Raw genomic sequence first — 17714 nt, 5'->3', positions numbered from 1 at the left:
CGGCGTAGAACGGTCACGCGATTCCGCAAGAAATTCTCGGATCTCCTCTCGCGCACGAAGGTGCATTTTTGAGCCCCGATTCGAGGTCACGTCGTCTGATGCGCGACGCGAACGTCCGTCCTGGGTCAAACACAATAGATTGGTAAGGGCGCCGCAACTTGCGCCCGGTACCGTCAGCGGTGTCCTGTTCAGTCGCGGGTCATGTGCGTTAATCGCGGCCGAAATCCTATGTGCCGATCTCGGAATTTCCTTGCGATCCGCAGGATGTGACCGATTGCCGATTGGGTGCTGCCCGCAAGAGTGCGGTTCTCACCTCAGCCCACGGCCGCTCGTCACTCCCGCGCGCGGGGGAAAACCGAGCGATTCTTCTAGAGATCGTTCATCCTCCCCTTCCTGTGATGATCCGGGTTGTCCCCTTAGCCCGGGTGCCGTCTGTGGGGACAACCGAGCACTTGTTCTAGAGATCGATCACTTTCCGCGTCTTGGGATGTCCTCGGGGTGTCCACGAACTCCCCGGGCTCGTCTCAAAGGGGACAACCGAGGATTTCTTTAGAGATCCATCTATTCTCCTCCCTGTAATGGCCCCGTTGTCCTCCTGAGGAACTCCAAGGCGCGCTCGATCTCCGCGTCGACTTCGCTGGAATCGTCCTGGTCCGACGGGTCCATGTGTGACCCATAGCGATCGACGAGGAAGGCCCACCCCTTCTTCCGCTGTCTTCGCGCCGCGATCTCCGTCATCGTCGAAAGGGCGATCTCGTCGAGGCGGTAGCTGCGGATCTTCCGGCCGGAGACCTTCCTCGTGCCGACCAGCGTGAGTGTGAGACCAACGAGCCCGAGCACCTGTCTCAGTTGCTGAACCGGCTTTCTCACGATGTCGGAACGGACCTCAACGCCGAGCAGGTTCTCCAGCGGACCTTTGTTGTCGATCATGAACCGCGTGAAATCCCGCAGATTGCCGGTCTCGATCGCCGCCTCTGAATCGAAAGATCCCGCGACCCGACCGTCTCGCGCCAGTCGCCTCGATTCGGGGTATGGAACAAGGCGGCCGCGGTCGGCTTGGAGCACCTCACCGGGCAACACGGGATGCCGATGATCCCGCCATAGCGGCGTCAGCCGAAGGATCCGCACGAGAGCCGGCGCGAGGTCCTGGCGGGCGTCGCCGACGAAGCTCAAGTCCTTGTGCAGCAGCGCATGCCTGTCCGACGGAACGGCCTCGGGTGGGAGACCGATGACCTCCTCGAACAGGCTGACCTCCCGTCGGTGTCGGCCGCCGCGATCGCGCCGGATCAGTTCCGGCATCGCCTCGGCACGGTAGAACCGCTCCATGCGCGTGCGCTCGTAAGACCAGCGTGTCGCCTCGCTCACGACAGCGCCGGTCTCGAGAGCCTTCCGCACCCTCTCGGTCTCAACCTTCGTCAGGACGGACGCCCCCACGATCCGTGCGGCAAGCTCCTCCTCGGCCAGGTCTGCACCGCGTCTCAGGGCCGCGTGCCCGTCGACACTCCTCGCGGGATCCTTGCCGACATGGACGAAGGTGCAGCCCTGTGCCTCCTTGTAGCGGACGTAGTTGCCGCGCGGGTTGTTCTTGGAGGCACGCTCGGCCGACTTGGCATGGACCGCCAGCTCGATCAGTGGATCGCCCTCGACGAAGCGCGGCTTGCCATCGTCGTCGAAGCCGTCGAGCAGGTCCTTGTACAGCCCGGCCCGCAGGATGTCGTGCCGGACCACCTCATGGTGGGTCTCGTAGTTGGCGCGACGCGGCGTGATCCAGACCTTGACCGTACCGGGATGCCGGACGCGGGCGAGCTGCTGGTCGAAGTCGAGATGGGTGTTGATGCCCGGCTCGCAGAAGCCGAACACCACATCCACGCGCGTGGCGTTGCCGGGGAACGTGATGTCCACGCCGGTGCCGAGCGACGGCGAGCACAGGATCACATCGTAGCTGGTGGCGCGGGCGGCGGCATTCGCCACGAAGTCCTGCACCTCGGGTTTCGAGCCGGTGTCGGAGGTGATCGTGATCAGCCGCTTGGCCGCGCCGAAGCGATTGCGGATAATCGCCTCGAGCTTGACGATCAGGCTCTTCGAGTTGGCGGCCACGAAGCACCGCTTTCCCTCCGCGACGGCCCGCAGCAGGTCGTCGATGAGGTGGTTCTTGCTCTCGTAGAGCTCGATCGTCCTCCGGTCGGCCGAGGGCGTCTCGTTGATCCAGAGATGGACGGGCTTTTGCGGCCGCGGAACGCCGTTCGCATCCGGCCCATTCGCCATGCGCGCGAGCGTATTGGACGTGAGGTAGTCTAGGTCGGCATCGAGGCCGATGACGTGCCTCGCCCGTCGCACGAGCTCACGCAGGATCTTGAAGTTTCGATCTTGGTTGCCGCGCGCGACGATCGTGTCGGAGAAGAAGTGGCTGAGAACCTGCTGCGACTCGTCGATGATGACGAGGTCGAAAAGCTCGTCAAGCCGGAGCAGGTGCAAGCTGTCGACGCAAGTTCCGTAGCGCTTGGGCGTCTTCCGGCGCTTCGGACGGGGCTTCCTTTCGGCGAGCTTCTTCGGCTTAATGCTCATCCTGGTCCTCCTCCAGGAAGTCCTGCAGGGAGGCACTGTCGCGCTCTGGTGGCTTGTCTGATCTGGCGGCCTTGTTCTCGTCGAGGTAGCAGCGCAGGTTCAGCCGCTTGCAGCTGCCCCGGATGAGCGTGCGGCGATGGCCTACGAGCAACACCGTCTTTACACCCGCGCTCAGCCGCTTCAGGGCCTCCGTCTTGCCGGTGCCCTTGTCGCTGCGCACGAGCGTGATCCCGGGCTGCAACACGGCGGGAGCCGCCCGTCCGGAGACGATGCGGACCCTGCACCCTGCGAGCTGCTCCCGGGTGGCCCCGCCTCGGCTGAGCTGAGTATCTCCGGCGGATTGAGCAGCCGCGGCGGCGGCGATGGCCCGAGCGGTCCTGACGAACTCCTCGGGATCATAGTCGTCGTGCCGGTGGGCTTTCGTCCAGTAGCTCTTCGTGCAGCTTGAGCAGAAGATGCCGTTCTCACCGTGGCGGTTCCGGATGACGACGGCGCTCGGGTTTTCGTCAAGGTGGACGGGGCAGTGCACGCGCGCCTTCTCGGGGGCGTCACACAACGGCATCAGCCGTCCATCGGCCAGTCGCAGCTCCTGATCGGGACGCAGCACGACGGTGGAGCGGCGGGTCATGATCCCGCGCGCCGAGAGATCAGTGCCGTCGGGCAGTCTGGCGTCAGCAATCAGCTCACGGAGCAGCTCAGGGCCGATCGCGCCGCCGATGTGGTGCACCTGTGCTTTGCGATTACCGAAGCTGATCCGGGCGGGATCCGTCGCCGCCATATCACCGCCGAGGCGTCGTGCGAGGCCGCGACTTATCTGCCTCATCCGGCGTGGATCGGTGATCGTCTCGGACAGGGGGAACACTAAACGGAAGCGATGATCGTCCGGAGTATGCCGCGCCGTCGTGTAGAGCAGCAGGGCATGCTGCTGGACGAGCGGACTGGCGAGCGCTTCCTCGACCGTGAGGCCATGGTCGACGTCGACGGAGGCGATGTTGCAGGCCAGGAAGTTGCTCTCTTTTCGAACGCCAGTGAGCTGGGCGCAATAGGCCCAACCGTACTCGGCTATCGCAGTCGTGAATTCATCGAGGGTGGCCTCGACGTTCTGCCAGCCGAGCGCGAAAAGAGATTTGTCGCCGGCCTCGTTTTTGTCGATGAGATTTGGGTTAAGAGCGATATTTAGCTTTTGCTGCGCGGCAGGCATGCGATATCCTTGGTAATGAGCAGCCGCTTCGACGTGCTTTGTTGAATGAAAATTTGGCGCGTCGACGTGCGGGCGCGTGGGCGCCCGCCCGCAAAGCCGAAGCGATTTAGAAGGCAGAGAAGGTCAGGTCAGTCGTTGTACATCGTCGACCGGCCGCGACCATTTAGAGGCTGCATCGACTACAGACTGGAAAGTAAAGGCTTCAATGCCCAAAGCGTGATTGGCTTGAAAATTCTGCCGCGTCAAGCTAGATGCTTCGGAAATCTGCAACAGATTGTGCCGCGACGAAAAGCGCGGCGCAATATGCTCAGTTGTTCTTCTTGGCGCAATGCCGAGTGACTGCCGCGATATGAAGGGCGACGCGGGAGCTCATGCCGTGGCGAACCCGCGCATCACGAATTTTGGGAGCTCAATCAGAATTCGAGTTTGGCGCCCCATTATGAGAACGGCAAAAGCGACAACCTCGTCGTTTTTGCCGTTCGAGCAGCCAGTGCCGTAGCCTGGTTGAAGGCAGTGCACTTGGGGAGTCAAACTTCGTCGCATTGCGCCTTTTTCTGCTTTTGTCTTATCAGCTTAGCAATCCCGTCGAGCAGTCTGCGCTCTAGCACGTCATCTATTGGATCCTCGACGACTCTAAAGAATTCTCCCAGGAACTCTTTACGCCGGATGTCCAGTTTTTGTTTCGTGCCTAGAATCACCAGCGACAAGCCATGGCGGTGCAGAATGTTCTGCAAAACCTCCGTTGTTTCTGCATGAAGTCTACGCTTGGTAGTCCTTCTGAATCTTTTGCCCTTGATTTCGCTGCGGTACGACCGGATGCGAGAACGGGCTTCCTCGATGCCCCATCTCAGTTTGGCCCAAAGTTCTCGATCTGGCTCAAATTGCGGACGAAGCCAGTTATTGAACATTAAATTCTCAATATCGCGGACGTCCAGCCCTAGACGCTCGTCAAATTTGGACAGCGCCTCGTCGATCTGTGTTTTGGGCTGGTCGCTGCTCCATTCATCGCGTTGAGTGCGGTGTTGCGTTAAAAGAAAGTCCAGATCGGGCCAGATCTCATCTGGCATACGGGAACGATCGGATCCTTCTTGGACGTTGTAGGCGGCCTCGAGTGTTAGACGATCTTCCGGATTAAACTTAAAAGGGGCAAGTTCAGCATGTGGGAATGGCTGTGTTCCGTCCCGAATGTCCGAACTGGATGGCCCGGAATGAGGTTCCCTCGTCATCCAAACGCTCCTCTGAGTTTGCCGATCGAGATCCCTTCAAGACGGGCTGGACGCATCGATCGGCGTCCAAGCATCCGCTTCTCGTCGACTAGGAAAATATGTTTAGGGGTTCTTGCGGTGCTTATAATAATGGTTGAACGAAGAGCGTGTTCCTGATTTTCATCTGAAGTGCCCGTCGCTTCCGTTGCAGGATAGCGGCACAAATTTGCGCCACATGCTTGAATAGCGCAAGCAAGCAGCTTGTGAATTCCTCGATTGCGCACGCTGGAGGTATACTCCGATGGAAAAATCGTCGTCAAAACTATCGTACGACAGCACTGTCGGTGCTGATGAGGATCATTCGGTGGAGACGGACGCGGCGTTCAGCCGCCCGCCCGAAATGAAGCCACTAGGAGAGGAAGGGACAGCACTGCCGCCGGAAGCACAGGCATTCATCGCTCAGTGCGAGCCGGGGCTAGCCGAGCGCTGCCACGCGAGCGCCCTTCGCATTCTCAAAATTGAGAAGCAGACCACCGCCGGTCGGATCAAGTACGGGCTTGAGCTGATCGAGCGCAAGCGGGAACTCGGGCACGGGCGTTTTGAGACGTTTATCGGAACGCTTGATTGCTCGAAGAAGCACGTCGAGCGCTGCATGAGTGTCGCGCGCCACTTCGGCCCGCATCACGACCTTATGTCGGGTGTAGCATGGAGCGCGCTGTGCGAGCTCTCGGCTAAAGAGGTTTCCCAGGAGGTCCGGGACGAGGTGATCGCGCGCCTCAAGGCTGGTAAGCACGTGACGCGCAAAGACATCCAGAGCCTGATCAGCGAGGCTTCGAGCGCAATGTCTCGGCCGGTGACGAAGACCGACCGCCCGGTTCTGCCGCAGACGGTCCCGAGCCCCTCGGAGAAGCGGCCGGATTCTCCGGCGGCGGTACCCGATCGTTCGAGGGCGGTCGCGTTACTGGCTCACTCCGACAGCTCCGTCACTGGTAAGACGAACGAGTTCACAGTCACGATGTCCGACGTGCAGTCACCGATCGACTGGAGACCGGATGTGGCACGGTCGACGGCGCGGGCGGTCGAGCTCCTGCCGGCGCCGCAAACGAACACGGTGCCGTCTCAGGAGCAGGTGGATATCCCGGCGGTCATGCATGAGGATCTGCCGGCGCTCGCGTCACTTGTGCAGCCCGATGGCGCCGTTGCCGAAAACCTGGCCGAAACGGCGACCTCGACGTCCGAGCCGCAGATGTTGGGTCGCCAGGAGTCGGGTGCAGCCTTGCTGCCCGGTAAAGCGGTCGAGCTACTTTCCGGCATGGTGACGAGGGAAGAAGCTCTCGGGCTTTACGGCTGCTGGAGGCGCACGTACGGCGAGTTCATGCGCCTCTTCGGCCAGCACTACGGCATCGCGGAGACGGACGCAGACGTGATGACCGACGAGTGCGAACACCGCGGCGACATCGGCTGATCGCCCGCGGCTCGGATCAGACCATGGGCGGCCGTGCAGCTCGGGATCACGGACTGTTTCCGTCCGAGGCCGAGATTGCGCGGCGGCTCAGCCAGACGCCTCAGGGATGGGCTGCCAAGGCCCGCCTGCTCGAGCGCGACGGCCTGCCACGCGTCGACCCCTTCATGGGTGGCCGCTACTGGCCGGCCGTCCGCGTCTTCTTCAACGCACGATATGGTCTGTCCGGGGTCGAGGCACTCGCTCTGGATGGCTCGGAGAACCTCGATGCCCTCTAAATCCCGCAGGCCTGGCCTCAAGAAACGCGGCCTCGGCCGAGGTACTTGGATCGGCTGGGTGGCCCCAGGTCGAGCCGTAAGGGCAGGGTTCCGACCGACCGTCGTTCGGCTACCCTACGCGCTCGAAAACGCGGCTCACCGCCCACTGATTGAGGCCGCTTGCCAGCGCTTGCAGAAGGAGATGTTGCTGTTCCTGGCAAGCCGCGTGAGCAGTGAAACGGTTGCCGAGAGGAAGATCGCGTTCGACCCGTTGGAGAGGTCCGACGACCGAATATTGGGTAGCAGTGTGAATCCGGTTCGTGTCACACTCTTGATTGCACAAATTCATCTTCTGCAGCTTCGCTCGGAAATCGAAACCGCGTTGAGGCTTAGCCAGCAGCCGCAGGAATGAGCTGCCAAGTCCCGCGTACTTGAGCGTGACGGACTGCCACGCATCGATCCTTTGATGGGCGGACGCTACTGGCCGGCCGTCCGCGCGTACTTCCATGCGCGATACGGTCTCTCCGGTGCCGAGGCGCTCGCGCCCGATGGCCCGGAGAACCTCGATGCCCTCTAAACTCAACGCGCCCGGTTACAAGAGAAGGCGCAATCCGAGCGGCACCTCCCGGGGCTACTGGTGCGCCACGCACGAAGCCCGAAAAGCCGGCTATCCGACCAGCACCGTTCCGATCCGCGACTCGCCCGATGATCCCGAGGGACGTCGGCGCATCGAGGCCATCTGTCAGCGACAGCAGGCCGAGATGCTGCTGTTCATGGCCAACCGTGGCCGTGCGGTCGTGCGGTTCGACGGCACGATCCGCGACCTCTCGCGCCGCTATCAGGCCGATCCGGCCAGCCCCTTTCAGCGGCTCAAGCACAACAGCCAGCGCGCCGACTTCTACGTCCTGCGGCTGCTCGAGAAATCCGTCGGCAACCGGCAGATCCTGGCGATCAAGATCGGCGACATCCAGCGCTGGTACGACGTTGCCAAGCGGCCCGCGAAACCGGGCGGTCCCGAGCGGGTGCGCAAGGCCTGGGGCCTGATCAAGAAGCTGCGGGAACTCTGCGCCTACGGTGTCATGGCCGAGCTGCCCGGCTGCGAGCGGCTCTACACCATCCTGCGCCACGCCCGTTTCCCGCAGTCGGCTCGGCGCCGAGTCGTGATGGAGCTGCGCCAGGTCGAAGCCTTCATCCCGCAGGCGATCGCGATGGGCCGCCTGTCGCTGGCCCTCGGCACCGCTATTCAGTTCGAGACCGCCATGCGGCAGAAGGACGTGATCGGAGAGTGGGCGCCCGTGCCCGAGGGTTCAACGCCCGCGCCGCAAGCGTTCGTGCTCAATGGCCGGCAGTGGGGGAGGGGGCTGACGTGGGAGGACATCTCGGCCGACCTGATCATTCGCAAGGCCACGACCAAGACCGGTGCATTCGCGGCCCACGACCTGAAGCTCTGCCCGCTGGTGCTCGACCTGCTGGAGCGCGTGCCGGTCGAACAGCAGCATGGGCCGCTGATCATCGACGAGAACGCCGGCCGTCCCTACGCCGAGTCGGCCTATGGACGGGAGTGGCGGATCGTGGCCCGCGCGGCCGGCATCCCCAACGAGGTGTGGAACATGGACGCGCGGGCCGGCGCGATCACCGAGGCGGAGAACGCCGGTGCCGACCTCGATCATATCCGCTCGGCCGCGGCCCACAGCCAGACCTCTACGACGCAGCGCTACTCGCGCGGCGCGCTCGGCAAGTCGCAGAGGGTGGCCGAGCTGCGGCTGGCGCACAGGGCTGCGCGGAGCAAGGCGTAGGCGATTCCGCAGGGGCGGGGGCCGTCGGCAGCTCCGTCCGGTTTCGAGCAGCGCTGATACTGCGTCGGATAGCCGGTCATGGTCGAAAGCCGACTGGCTGGGTTTCAGTAGCGCGATGCACTAAACCGGACATCGAAGCATTCTTGCTACAGGCGTCTGGGACGCACGTTTTGCCGACGTTTGAATAGCCGACACGTTTGTCCGACGCGGTCAGAGATATTTCGGCCGCCCAAAATGCATGGCCAGCGATCGTCGGGAAAACGGTCGGATTTCCTACAAGCAGCTTCTATGCGCCAGACGCGGCTCAAAGGTCGGTCAAGTCGCAAGCGCGCCTTCGGAGTCGCTGCTCAACGGCAGAGATACGCCATCGGTGGACCTACGGACGTTCGCGCTTGAAAGGACCACGGCATGGGCAGGTCTCGAAAAGAGGCTGGCCCATGCTTTTGTGTTTGGAAAGGGGTAGAGTATCCTTCTGGAATCCCTGCATCCTTGACCGGATGCCGCGGACTCGGCCCTTCCGGAAGCCTAGTGTTGGGTCGTGCCGCTCGCGCTTGCGTGAGCCATGAAGAAGCGGACCATCTCCCGGCTGGCATCGGGACCGCGCGGGTCCGTGTAGCTGCCGGTTGGACTCCCACCAGACCAGGCGTGCCCGGCCCCATGCAGAACCCACTGCTCCAACACCTCTCGACCAGAACCATCGGACTGGATGGTGCGGGTGTAGGTCATTCCACCGGAGCTCTCCCCGTGCGTGACGATCCTGCTCGACGTCGCCTCGGGGGTGGCCTGAGCGATGACCCGGTCGCCATTGACCGGGTTGACGGTGCGGTCGGCATCACCGTGGAAGACGATGGTCGGAACCGAGGCGTGCGTTCCTCGTGGCTGGGCCGTCCCGGCTCCGTTCATGGCAGCAAAGGCGGACGGCATGTCCTTGGCCGCGCCGCACGGAAGCCCCGAGTGAACACCAACCGCCGCGAACAGATCGGGGTAGGTGACCGCCATGATCGCCGCGGCCGCGCCGCCGGCCGACAGCCCCGCGGCATAGACCCGGGTCGGATCGGCCGAGAACTCCCGGATGACCTCACGCGCAATACCCGCGATCAGCGAGGGCTCACCTCCCTCACGCTTCTGATCGGAAGCGTTGAACCAGTTCCAGCACTTCTGCATGTTGGCCGACTGTGGCTGGCCGGGATACACCGCCAAGAAGGTCTGCTCCTCGGCAAGCTCGTTCATCCTTGTGCCGGCAGCGAAGTCATCGGGCGACTGGGTACAGCCGTGCAGCATGACGACCATAGGAAGCGGCTGGCCCGTGTAGCCGCTTGGGACGTAGACCTTGTAGGGCCGGCTACCCGCTGCGTTGGAGAAGCTCCGCTCCTCGTATCGCGCCCCAGCCGGTACCGGGACCGGAGTACGTTGCGGCGATCCGAGGCCTTCCCCCAGGCCTGGCATCGAGCCCATCTTGGGGAAGCGCTCGCGTAAGGATCGTAGCGTCTCCGCGAGGCCCTGCCGTTCCGAGGCGGCCGTCTTGCCAAGGGGTGCACCCCCGACAGTCGTTCCGCCGAAGCTCGGTGCCGTCCAGGCTCCGCCAGGGGTGGAAGGCGCCACCATGTCGATGGTCGGCCATGATGGCGCGGCACTGCCCCCGGTGCGGGACCCTCCCTTTTGCGGAGCCGGCTCAGGTTCGGCGGCCGCTGGGCGCCCCTGCAGCAGTGCCATTGCCTCGGCGAGCTGGCCGGCTCGGGTGAGACGGGTCACCTCACCCATGTCGATGGTGGAGAATGCGTTCATGGTCATGATCCTGGATGAGGTGGACGGGCCGTTGAAAAAGGACTGGCCTTCGCCGCGAATGGGGTAGGATGAGAAATCAGGCGGTACGGTCGGCCAACGCCGCCTTGAGCGCCGGGCTGGCGTGGAAGGCGCCGAGGACCCGCACCGAGGCGATGGCTGCACAGGCGAGTTCTGGCGTCACGTCAGGGGCGATGCTGGCGAGGCCGAGGACTTGGATGTGGAGCGGGGTCCCAGCGTCCCTTGCCGCTTCCAGATCCTGCCGGGTGTAGTGAGAGAGGCCGAGGCTGAGCTGTTTGCGGGCCACCGATTGCTTCACCGCGTCGCCCTGGCGTTCGAGCTGGTTGCGCACGGCCGTTCGGATGAAGTCGGCGCGGTTTGCGTAGAAGCCGTCCCGGACCAGCAGGTCGATGTGGCCGAGATCGACGAAGCCGAGGTTGATCGTCAGCTTCTCGCTGTCAGGCGATTTGGGCCGCAGCTCTCGCACATTGTCCGCCATCTCGGAAACCCTCTACACCATCCCGTTGGATGGTTTAGAGATGGTCTCTGGACTTCCGGCCACAAGGGCTGGCCGATATCTTCGCGGAGAGACTGCTCCGAGAAAGCCTTGCACCCGCGGCGCCGCCCGGTCCTTCGCCTTACGAGGTGACGCTGACCTCAACGGTCATGCCTTGGGGCGCGTCGGTTGGGCCGCTGAAGCTGCCCACCACCGGCATCGCTTGGCGGATGTCGCGCGCGACAGCGACCGGGATCAAATTCGCGCCGCCCACGCTGCGGTTGGTCGGGTCAAAGGTGATCCAACCGGCGCCCGGCACGTAGACTTCGGCCCAGGCGTGGGTAGACCCTGCGCCGGCGGAGCCGAGGAGCGCTTGCGCCGGGTCGGAGAGGTAACCGGAGACGATCCGCGCGCCGAAGCCGAGGCTACGAACCGCCTCGACAAAGAGGGTCGCGAGATCCCGGCAGGACCCTTGGCCAAATGCAAGAGTTTGGCTCGGCGACTGCGTTCCCTCATTCTCCCTGGCTTCATAGCCGATCCCGCCCGCGATGCCGGCGTTCAGATCCTTGAGGAGGGACAGGGTGTCGGTGGGATTGCCCGCGACGAACCCCTGTGCCCAGTTCTGAAGACACGCGTCCTCGTCAGGATACTGCCGAACTGTGAGGGCGCCGAGGTCCGTCCACTCATCGTCGGAATAACGAAAGGGAAACGAAGCCGCCGACGCAGCGATATCGAACACCGGGTAGGCCACCGCACTGAGCTCGACGCGCGCGACGCTGTCGATGACGAGCGTAGGGGCTGGGGCATGAAACGTGGCTGTCGCTACCGCATTCCCGGCGACGTCGTAGGCCCAGGTTACATTCGCGGAAGGTGTGACGGTGAGGTCGCTTGATACGAGGCGGGTCTCACGGGACTCACGGGGCCGCAACAGGAGCCGGTGCGGTCCAAAGCTTACGGGTTGCCGGTAGTGGTAGGTCGTTCGATGGTGGATCAGCAGATTGACCAATGAACGCTCCTGCAGGCTTGATTAGGTAGGCCTTGCCTCGTCCAGGCCGTTCCTCTCGGCGTGAATTGGCATACACCTGCGACGCCGATTTGGTGCGGTAAGCCGTTGACCACATTAGCCCAGTGCCCCGGGAAGCGCGGCTGCCGACCCACAGGAGCCTAGCTAATCCTGGCTGAGGCGTATCAACTGGACTCACATGTAGGGAAAAAAGGTCGAATATACGTCAGCAGTGGCTCACGCGGTCTGCGCAGAGCAAGCGGCCGGACACGCCAGTTCAGTCTGCGAACCGCCGGCAGTCTGGATTGGATGGTTCACGTCCTGTCGGTCTGTGTTGAATGGTGAAACGCCACTTCCTGAACCAGACCGGACGCGGTTCACTGAGGGCATGCCCAAAATGAACCGGATTGGCGCCGGGTTCTGAAACGACCACATGCTTGAATGCCAGCAAGCTCTGAAGCGAGCAGGGCCTTCCAATGACCCGTTGGAATGACCTTCCTCCGGCCGCACAGCGCAGACTGCTTGCAGACCGGATGCGGATCTCGCGAAGCCATTATCGGGCGGCTTGTAGCCACTCCGCCGAGGCCCTGGCACGATCCCGCGAGATTTTGCGCGTTCCTGTCTACTGGCGGTCGAAACTCGCTGAGGCATACCCAAACCGCACCAGCTCGGCACATATCGGAACGTGGTCATTCACTGCCAGTTGGTCCGCATGTCCGATCCGTCCCCCCCGTTGAGCCTTGAGGAAGAACAAGCTCATCTCAGCAAGGCGGAACAGGACATCGTGGGCGGAGAACGGCGCATCACCGAGCAGATCGCCCGCATCGCAAAGCTGAGAGCTGATGGACATGATACCGCCGTGCACGAGGCGGTCCTCACCACGCTGCAAGCCACGTTGGTGGAGTGGTATGGGCACCGCGATCTGATCCTTCGCACCATCAAGCGTTTGCAGGATCAGCAACCACGAACCGACAGCGCTGCCGATGGATGCCCTGGAAAGCGATAGGGCAGCACATGCCCAAAATGCACCGAGGCTGGCGCATAGATTGCCGAGCCACGTCGCGAGCTGGTCTTGGCGGCACGCCAGGGGCAACCGATCTCAAGGTCTTGGTTCGAGGTTCACCCGCCGCGTGATCGGGTCGCCAGCCACCGTGTGGGGGTGAACGACTGTCACGATGGAGGACCCGATGGTGCGCCTGACGCAGTCGCTACGCTCGTTCTACGACCATCTGTGTTCACGGATCGAGGCATCTGCCGCGAGACACGAAGCCGAGGTGGCGCGCCTCCGAGCGGAACTCGCTAAGCACTCTGGAGGCAGGCCGAAACCGCCCGTTGAGATCCCGTCCGCCGACACGCCTGTCCACTGATCGAAGCAAACCTCAGCGGACAGGATCTCGGGCCGTTCTGCGCTAGCCCTAGAGGTATGCCTCCAGAGAACTCACCCGTCAGCTGGTTCAGTTGCGAAATTCGCTAGCTCGCGCGAGGCGAAACCCCAGTATCAGAACGCAGCCGCGGCCAGGAAGCAGAGGATGCCCGCGGCCAACATCACCAGCCCCGGCCAGTTTGCCCGTGGGCTGAAGCCGGCCGCGCTATCCGTCCGGCTCCTGGCTTTGAAGCGCCCACCCCAGAGCGCCGTAAAGGCCGTGAGCAGGAGGCCGCTGATGAAAAGCAGTGCACCAGCCCAGACAAGGATCAGCCTTGGCTCAAGGGCAGTGGCCGCGCTCATCGCAGACACTCGTGCTTTGGTTTCGGTTCTCGCATGACTACAGGACCGCTGAACGGTTCAATCAGAACGCCCCATTCAGCCAGCGCCCGCGCCTGAACCCTCGAGCAGGAACGAGATTTTCACGTTGACCCGGAACTGGGTCACCTTGTCGTTCTCCACGACGGCTTCGAACTCCTTGACCCAGACGGACTGGATGCCGCGGAGGGTGCTGGATGCGCGCTCGACCGCTTGCTTGATTGCGTCTTCGTAGCCTTGCGGGGATTGAGCTGAGAGTTCGAGGAACTTCACCACCGACATGGTTGCCTCCCTCGCGGGTGAGGCACGTGATGCTATGCCTGGCCCAATAGGGAGGCAATCCTCTTTGCGGTTGTGTGCAGGGGCTTGGCAGTAGCTCTGAGGCGGTTCCATACGCGCCCCTTCTGCGAGCGGGATTAGGCCAGGGGTGAAATCACGAGCTTTCGCGAGATCCGCTGTCAGGCCTCAAGCAGCCAGCACTGCTGCCGGCCTCATGGAGCGACAAGCGACCGCTTTCGGGGACGGCGTAGACCGGCTGTTACGACGAGGTTCGGTCGGAAGCAGCCGGGAGCATCGGTCTGTTAGAGGTGCACCCATAGCGAACCGGCGATACCGGTCTTCATCCGCATACCCAAACCGAACTATCGGTAGAGGCGGATATAGGTGTGAATGCAAAGGTGAGGCCTCACTCGATCACTTCGTCGGCGCGAGAGAGGAGAGAGACTGGGATGGCGATCCCAAGAGCTTGCGCTGTGCGAAGGTTGAGGATCAGCGAGTAGGTGCTCGGCTGTTCGACCGGCAGGTCGGCTGGGCTCGCACCCCGGAGGATGCGATCGACGTAATAGGCTGCCCGGCGCCAATTCTCGCCGAGATCGGAGCCGTAGCTCAGGAGGGCGCCTGCGTCGGCCATCTCGCGAATGCTCGACATAGTGGGCAGTCGGTGAGCCAAGGCCAACGTGGCGACCCGGCTCCGCTCCGTGATCAGCAGCGCATCGGCGAGAAGCAAGACGATGTCCGCGCGCTCAGCGGCGAGCCTCTGCACTGCATCGTCAAGGTCGTCGGCTGCCTGCAACTCGGCCACGATCAGTTCGAGGCTCATCGACGGCGCCGCAGCGCGAGCCGCATCGCGTTGGAATATGGAAGCCGGGTTGCCGGTGTTGATCAGCATGCCGATCCGCCTAGACCCTGGTACGATCTGGCGGGCGAGGTCGAGTTGCTTCGCGAGCAGGGTCTCGAAGCTCACGAGAGAGATCCCGGTCACTTGGCCGCCGGGATGGGCGAAGCTCTCGATGAGGCCCGCGCCAATCGGGTCAACGAGTGTCGCAGACACGATTGGTGTTCCGGGCATGGCGCGGCGAGCGGCAAGGGCCGCAGCGGTGGTTGCGGTGACGACTATCTGTGGCCGTTCCCGCGCCAATTCTTCGGCGAGAGCCGGAAGTCGATTGAGTTGCCCCATGGCCCAACTCAGATCGATGAATAGGTCCTGGCCTTCGATCCGTCCGAGGCGCGCAAGCGCTTGGCGGAAAGCCGCGACGAACGCCCCGTGTGAGGCAGGGGAACCCGTCACGAGGCAGCCGATGCGAGCCGCGTCTCGCGCGGCGATCGCGGCGGCGGGGCCGAATAACGAGACTACTGTGAGCCCTGCGACTACGTCACGCCGTCTCATCGGATGATCTCAACGAGCCCGGAACGGACGGACTAATTCACCCGAAAGCGGATCTAGGCCGCAAGTGGCCGTGAACGATGATTCGTCAAAGACGCACCCATACCGAACCGATGGTGACGGTTCTCATTGGCATACCCAAACCGTACCGATGCGGGCGCATGAGCCACACGAGATGAGGTCGCTCCGCGCCGTCTCGGCGGCGATAGCCGAGAAGGGCTTCCGCGTGAGCCACAATGCCGTCACGGAGATCCTCGGTCGGGCCAGCGGGAACGCCCGCGCCGTAGCGTGAGCGTCGCGTGGATCTAGCCGAGTTCGCGTTAGGATCCTCGACCGGACCGGAGGCAGATACGGGCTGAGTTCACTCTCGTACCGCAGCCTCGGCCAGCAGGTGCTTCTCGGCCTTACGAATAATGGAGAGCGGATCGCGGCTTCGCTGATGCGCCAGCAGGAGCAGATCGGTGATGAGATCAACGATTGCGCAGGAGGGTACACCATCCTCCAAGCGCCGGCTTGCGCCCTCGGCAGAGAGGTAAGCGTCGAGAGCGGCCTGCGCGAGCTTTGTGCGGCTGACTTCCACCGTCATGAGCACGCTCCTCGGAAATTCGGCCTACCAGATCACGCCATCGGGCGGTTGATCCGCCGAAAGGCGGCACTCGTTGATCAGGCGCCCTTGTGCGTCGAAGACGCCCCGCCATGCGGCCTCACGGCATCGAACCGTAACGCGAGCCCCTCCTTCGTTCCGGCCGTGCCCTGTCTCAACGCGCGTGCGAACGAGGCCAAGGCTCGTCTCATCTTGCAGCAGCCGGAGTGTGATGCCGAGCTTGGCTGCAAGCTCGCTTGGCTCTGCAACCCACTCGCTGCCCGTCTGGCGATTAAACTGCATCGCGGCACCCTCCGTCAGCTCGACAGGAGAACGGGCTAAGATTGATTATAGCACAGGCAGAGAAGCCACGCGACTGAGGCGTCTCGGCATAGCTCAACGGCATCGCCGCGGAGCTGAACCGCCGGGAGATCCCCACGGCATGCGGTGGCCAGTGGTCGGCGGTGCAGGTGCAGTGGGTACAGGCACAACTGTAGACATGGAAACGGGCCGCCCTCGGGGGATGAGGACAGCCCGCTCACCGAACGACGACAGAGACTCTCACGTCTGACTGGTAAACACAGCGGCGGATACTCAGTTCCGTCTGAAATCGAACGCAGGACGCATCCATCTTCGTGCTGCGGCGACGGGTCGCCTGACAGAAGAACGGGCCGCCCCGTTAGAAGCAGCCCGAGTGGGAGGTGTCGCGGCGGTCCGAGATGCCGCACAGCCAAGTTACACCGCTGAAGATGCCGTTCTAGACTGTCGACGCGAATGCGACATCAATTCCGCGCGATTGGCGGCGGCAGCGAAATCAGGTGACGGGGGCAGCGCGCATCCCTAGGACTGCCCCCGTCGCCACAACCGGGGCTCCACGCCGCTCCGGTGGTGAAGCTGCTATTCGTCTTCTAGAACACCCTCAGCCGCGAGCTGCGCCGCGAGCGTAGGCGTCTCAGACTTGCGAGGGCGACCACGCCCACGCTTCACCGGCTCCTCGGGATTGAGGATGGCGGCTACGGGTGCGACAGGCTCGACAACGATCGGCGCCACCGGAACGCCCTCAAGAGCGGCAACAGCGGCGTTGGCCTCATCACAGACGGCCTGAGCGGCAGCACTGTGCTTTGCCTCAAGCTCGGCAAGCGTCGCGGTGGGCGTGATCGGCGCCAGCGGATCGGCATCCCAGTTCTGCGAGGCCATGAACGCGCGCAACGCGGCGGCCTTCTGCGTACCCTCGGGTCGGATAAACGCCGCCTGAACTCTGGATCGGGGGCCGTGTTGTCCGTGAAGTCCGCGGAGGTCACATGCCCAAGCCCGTCCCGACATCCGACCTGACCGCCTTCCTGGCCGTGATGGGACTGCTCGCAGTCATCTCGACGGTCGTTCACGGCTGACCGTCCGGGGCTGTCCCGGCTAATTCGACGAGTCCCTTGTCAGTAGCCCTGAGTCTTCAGGACCGAAAATTCCCACCTCGTTTGGGATCCGCTGGCTAGCTTGGTTCAGATAAGCTTCGTGCTGAACTCGCTCTATATCCTCCCGATTGCGGCTCAGGTCGGCGAGGGCCTCATGCTGCTCACGAGGTGCAGAACCTGCAGCAAGCAAATCGATACCAAGGCGCGGATCTGCCCGAGATGCGGTGCCTTGACGGGCGTGAACACGCGCACGAGCGATGAGCCGCCATCCGGAGTGCTCGGTTTCAGCGCCGCGGCCGCGGTCGTCTTCTTCATCTTCCTGTTCCTGAAGTGGCTCGGCCTCCTGCCCTAACGTGGATCAGAGGGCGCCACCAAGCTCGCCCGGCACATGGCCGCGTATGAACGGTTTAGGCCGATCATCAGTTTATGTGATGACTAGGTGAGGGTTGGCCCATGGATACACACCTGCTTGGGTTGGTTTCGCGCCTGGTTCAGAGCGCCAAGACTCACGGCTTACTTGCTGCCGAGGCGGCGGCGATAGCTTGCGAGCT

Annotated in this window: 18 protein-coding genes; 5 read left to right on the top strand and 13 right to left on the bottom strand. The window is 63.1% G+C overall.

Annotated elements, in window-relative coordinates:
- Positions 1-561 precede the first annotated feature (561 nt).
- The 3 genes from ACYCO6_RS24940 to ACYCO6_RS24930 form a co-directional block, all read right to left on the bottom strand.
- Positions 562-2565 (bottom strand): plasmid replication protein, CyRepA1 family, encoded by a 2004-nt coding sequence (locus ACYCO6_RS24940; protein WP_459764317.1) that lies wholly within the window; start codon positions 2563-2565, stop codon positions 562-564.
- Positions 2555-3766: a hypothetical protein gene (locus ACYCO6_RS24935; RefSeq protein ID WP_459764315.1), complete on the bottom strand. Its 1212-nt coding sequence runs from the start codon at positions 3764-3766 to the stop codon at positions 2555-2557. The genes ACYCO6_RS24940 and ACYCO6_RS24935 overlap by 11 nt, the downstream gene beginning before the upstream one ends.
- Before the next feature lie 527 nt (positions 3767-4293).
- Positions 4294-4992 carry a hypothetical protein gene (locus ACYCO6_RS24930; RefSeq protein ID WP_459764313.1) on the bottom strand — a complete coding sequence of 233 codons (699 nt, stop codon included), beginning with the start codon at positions 4990-4992 and terminating at the stop codon, positions 4294-4296.
- A 280-nt stretch (positions 4993-5272) separates the two neighbouring features.
- Between ACYCO6_RS24930 and ACYCO6_RS24925 the strand changes: the two genes are divergently transcribed.
- The 4 genes from ACYCO6_RS24925 to ACYCO6_RS24910 all read left to right on the top strand — a co-directional run bounded on the left by ACYCO6_RS24925 (position 5273) and on the right by ACYCO6_RS24910 (position 8486).
- Complete coding sequence (locus tag ACYCO6_RS24925) at positions 5273-6436, top strand: hypothetical protein (RefSeq protein ID WP_459764311.1); 1164 nt, start codon at positions 5273-5275, stop codon at positions 6434-6436.
- 23 nt (positions 6437-6459) lie between these two features.
- Positions 6460-6711: a hypothetical protein gene (locus ACYCO6_RS24920; RefSeq protein WP_459764309.1), complete on the top strand. Its 252-nt coding sequence runs from the start codon at positions 6460-6462 to the stop codon at positions 6709-6711.
- A 181-nt stretch (positions 6712-6892) separates the two neighbouring features.
- Complete coding sequence (locus tag ACYCO6_RS24915; RefSeq protein WP_459764307.1) at positions 6893-7102, top strand: hypothetical protein; 210 nt, start codon at positions 6893-6895, stop codon at positions 7100-7102.
- 154 nt (positions 7103-7256) lie between these two features.
- The gene (locus ACYCO6_RS24910) at positions 7257-8486 is read left to right on the top strand and encodes an integrase (protein ID WP_459764305.1); all 1230 of its coding nucleotides are present in this window, start codon (positions 7257-7259) and stop codon (positions 8484-8486) included.
- A gap of 525 nt (positions 8487-9011) precedes the next feature.
- On the opposite strand, the gene ACYCO6_RS24905 is transcribed toward ACYCO6_RS24910, so the two are convergent.
- From ACYCO6_RS24905 to ACYCO6_RS24895, 3 genes are all read right to left on the bottom strand, one after another.
- Positions 9012-10271 (bottom strand): extracellular catalytic domain type 1 short-chain-length polyhydroxyalkanoate depolymerase, encoded by a 1260-nt coding sequence (locus tag ACYCO6_RS24905; RefSeq protein ID WP_459764303.1) that lies wholly within the window; start codon positions 10269-10271, stop codon positions 9012-9014.
- 76 nt (positions 10272-10347) lie between these two features.
- Positions 10348-10767 carry a CopG family transcriptional regulator gene (locus ACYCO6_RS24900; protein ID WP_459764301.1) on the bottom strand — a complete coding sequence of 140 codons (420 nt, stop codon included), beginning with the start codon at positions 10765-10767 and terminating at the stop codon, positions 10348-10350.
- A 139-nt stretch (positions 10768-10906) separates the two neighbouring features.
- Entirely contained in the window at positions 10907-11770 is an 864-nt protein-coding gene (locus ACYCO6_RS24895; protein WP_459764299.1) for a transglutaminase family protein, read from the bottom strand.
- Between the two features lie 709 nt (positions 11771-12479).
- On the opposite strand from ACYCO6_RS24895, the gene ACYCO6_RS24890 reads away from it, so the two are divergent.
- A complete protein-coding gene (locus tag ACYCO6_RS24890) occupies positions 12480-12773 on the top strand; it encodes a hypothetical protein (protein ID WP_459764297.1) in 294 nt (97 codons plus the stop codon).
- A 492-nt stretch (positions 12774-13265) separates the two neighbouring features.
- On the opposite strand, the gene ACYCO6_RS24885 is transcribed toward ACYCO6_RS24890, so the two are convergent.
- The 7 genes from ACYCO6_RS24885 to ACYCO6_RS24855 all read right to left on the bottom strand — a co-directional run bounded on the left by ACYCO6_RS24885 (position 13266) and on the right by ACYCO6_RS24855 (position 17478).
- Positions 13266-13493, bottom strand: a complete 228-nt coding sequence (locus tag ACYCO6_RS24885) for a hypothetical protein (protein ID WP_459764295.1) — start codon at positions 13491-13493, stop codon at positions 13266-13268.
- 75 nt (positions 13494-13568) lie between these two features.
- The gene (locus ACYCO6_RS24880; protein WP_459762392.1) at positions 13569-13790 is read right to left on the bottom strand and encodes a dodecin family protein; all 222 of its coding nucleotides are present in this window, start codon (positions 13788-13790) and stop codon (positions 13569-13571) included.
- A 403-nt stretch (positions 13791-14193) separates the two neighbouring features.
- Positions 14194-15174, bottom strand: coding sequence for an ABC transporter substrate-binding protein (locus ACYCO6_RS24875; protein WP_459764293.1), 981 nt, complete (start codon positions 15172-15174; stop codon positions 14194-14196).
- A gap of 358 nt (positions 15175-15532) precedes the next feature.
- Positions 15533-15757 carry a hypothetical protein gene (locus ACYCO6_RS24870; protein ID WP_459764291.1) on the bottom strand — a complete coding sequence of 75 codons (225 nt, stop codon included), beginning with the start codon at positions 15755-15757 and terminating at the stop codon, positions 15533-15535.
- 24 nt (positions 15758-15781) lie between these two features.
- On the bottom strand, positions 15782-16057 hold the full coding sequence (locus ACYCO6_RS24865; protein ID WP_459764289.1) for a DUF6522 family protein: 276 nt from the start codon (positions 16055-16057) through the stop codon (positions 15782-15784).
- 594 nt (positions 16058-16651) lie between these two features.
- Positions 16652-16963 (bottom strand): hypothetical protein, encoded by a 312-nt coding sequence (locus tag ACYCO6_RS24860; RefSeq protein ID WP_459764287.1) that lies wholly within the window; start codon positions 16961-16963, stop codon positions 16652-16654.
- Between the two features lie 335 nt (positions 16964-17298).
- The gene (locus ACYCO6_RS24855; RefSeq protein WP_459764285.1) at positions 17299-17478 is read right to left on the bottom strand and encodes a hypothetical protein; all 180 of its coding nucleotides are present in this window, start codon (positions 17476-17478) and stop codon (positions 17299-17301) included.
- Positions 17479-17714: the final 236 nt, after the last annotated feature.

It is taken from the genome of Methylobacterium sp. CM6257 (assembly GCF_054611515.1).
This window is presented reverse-complemented; position numbering and strand designations above follow the sequence as displayed.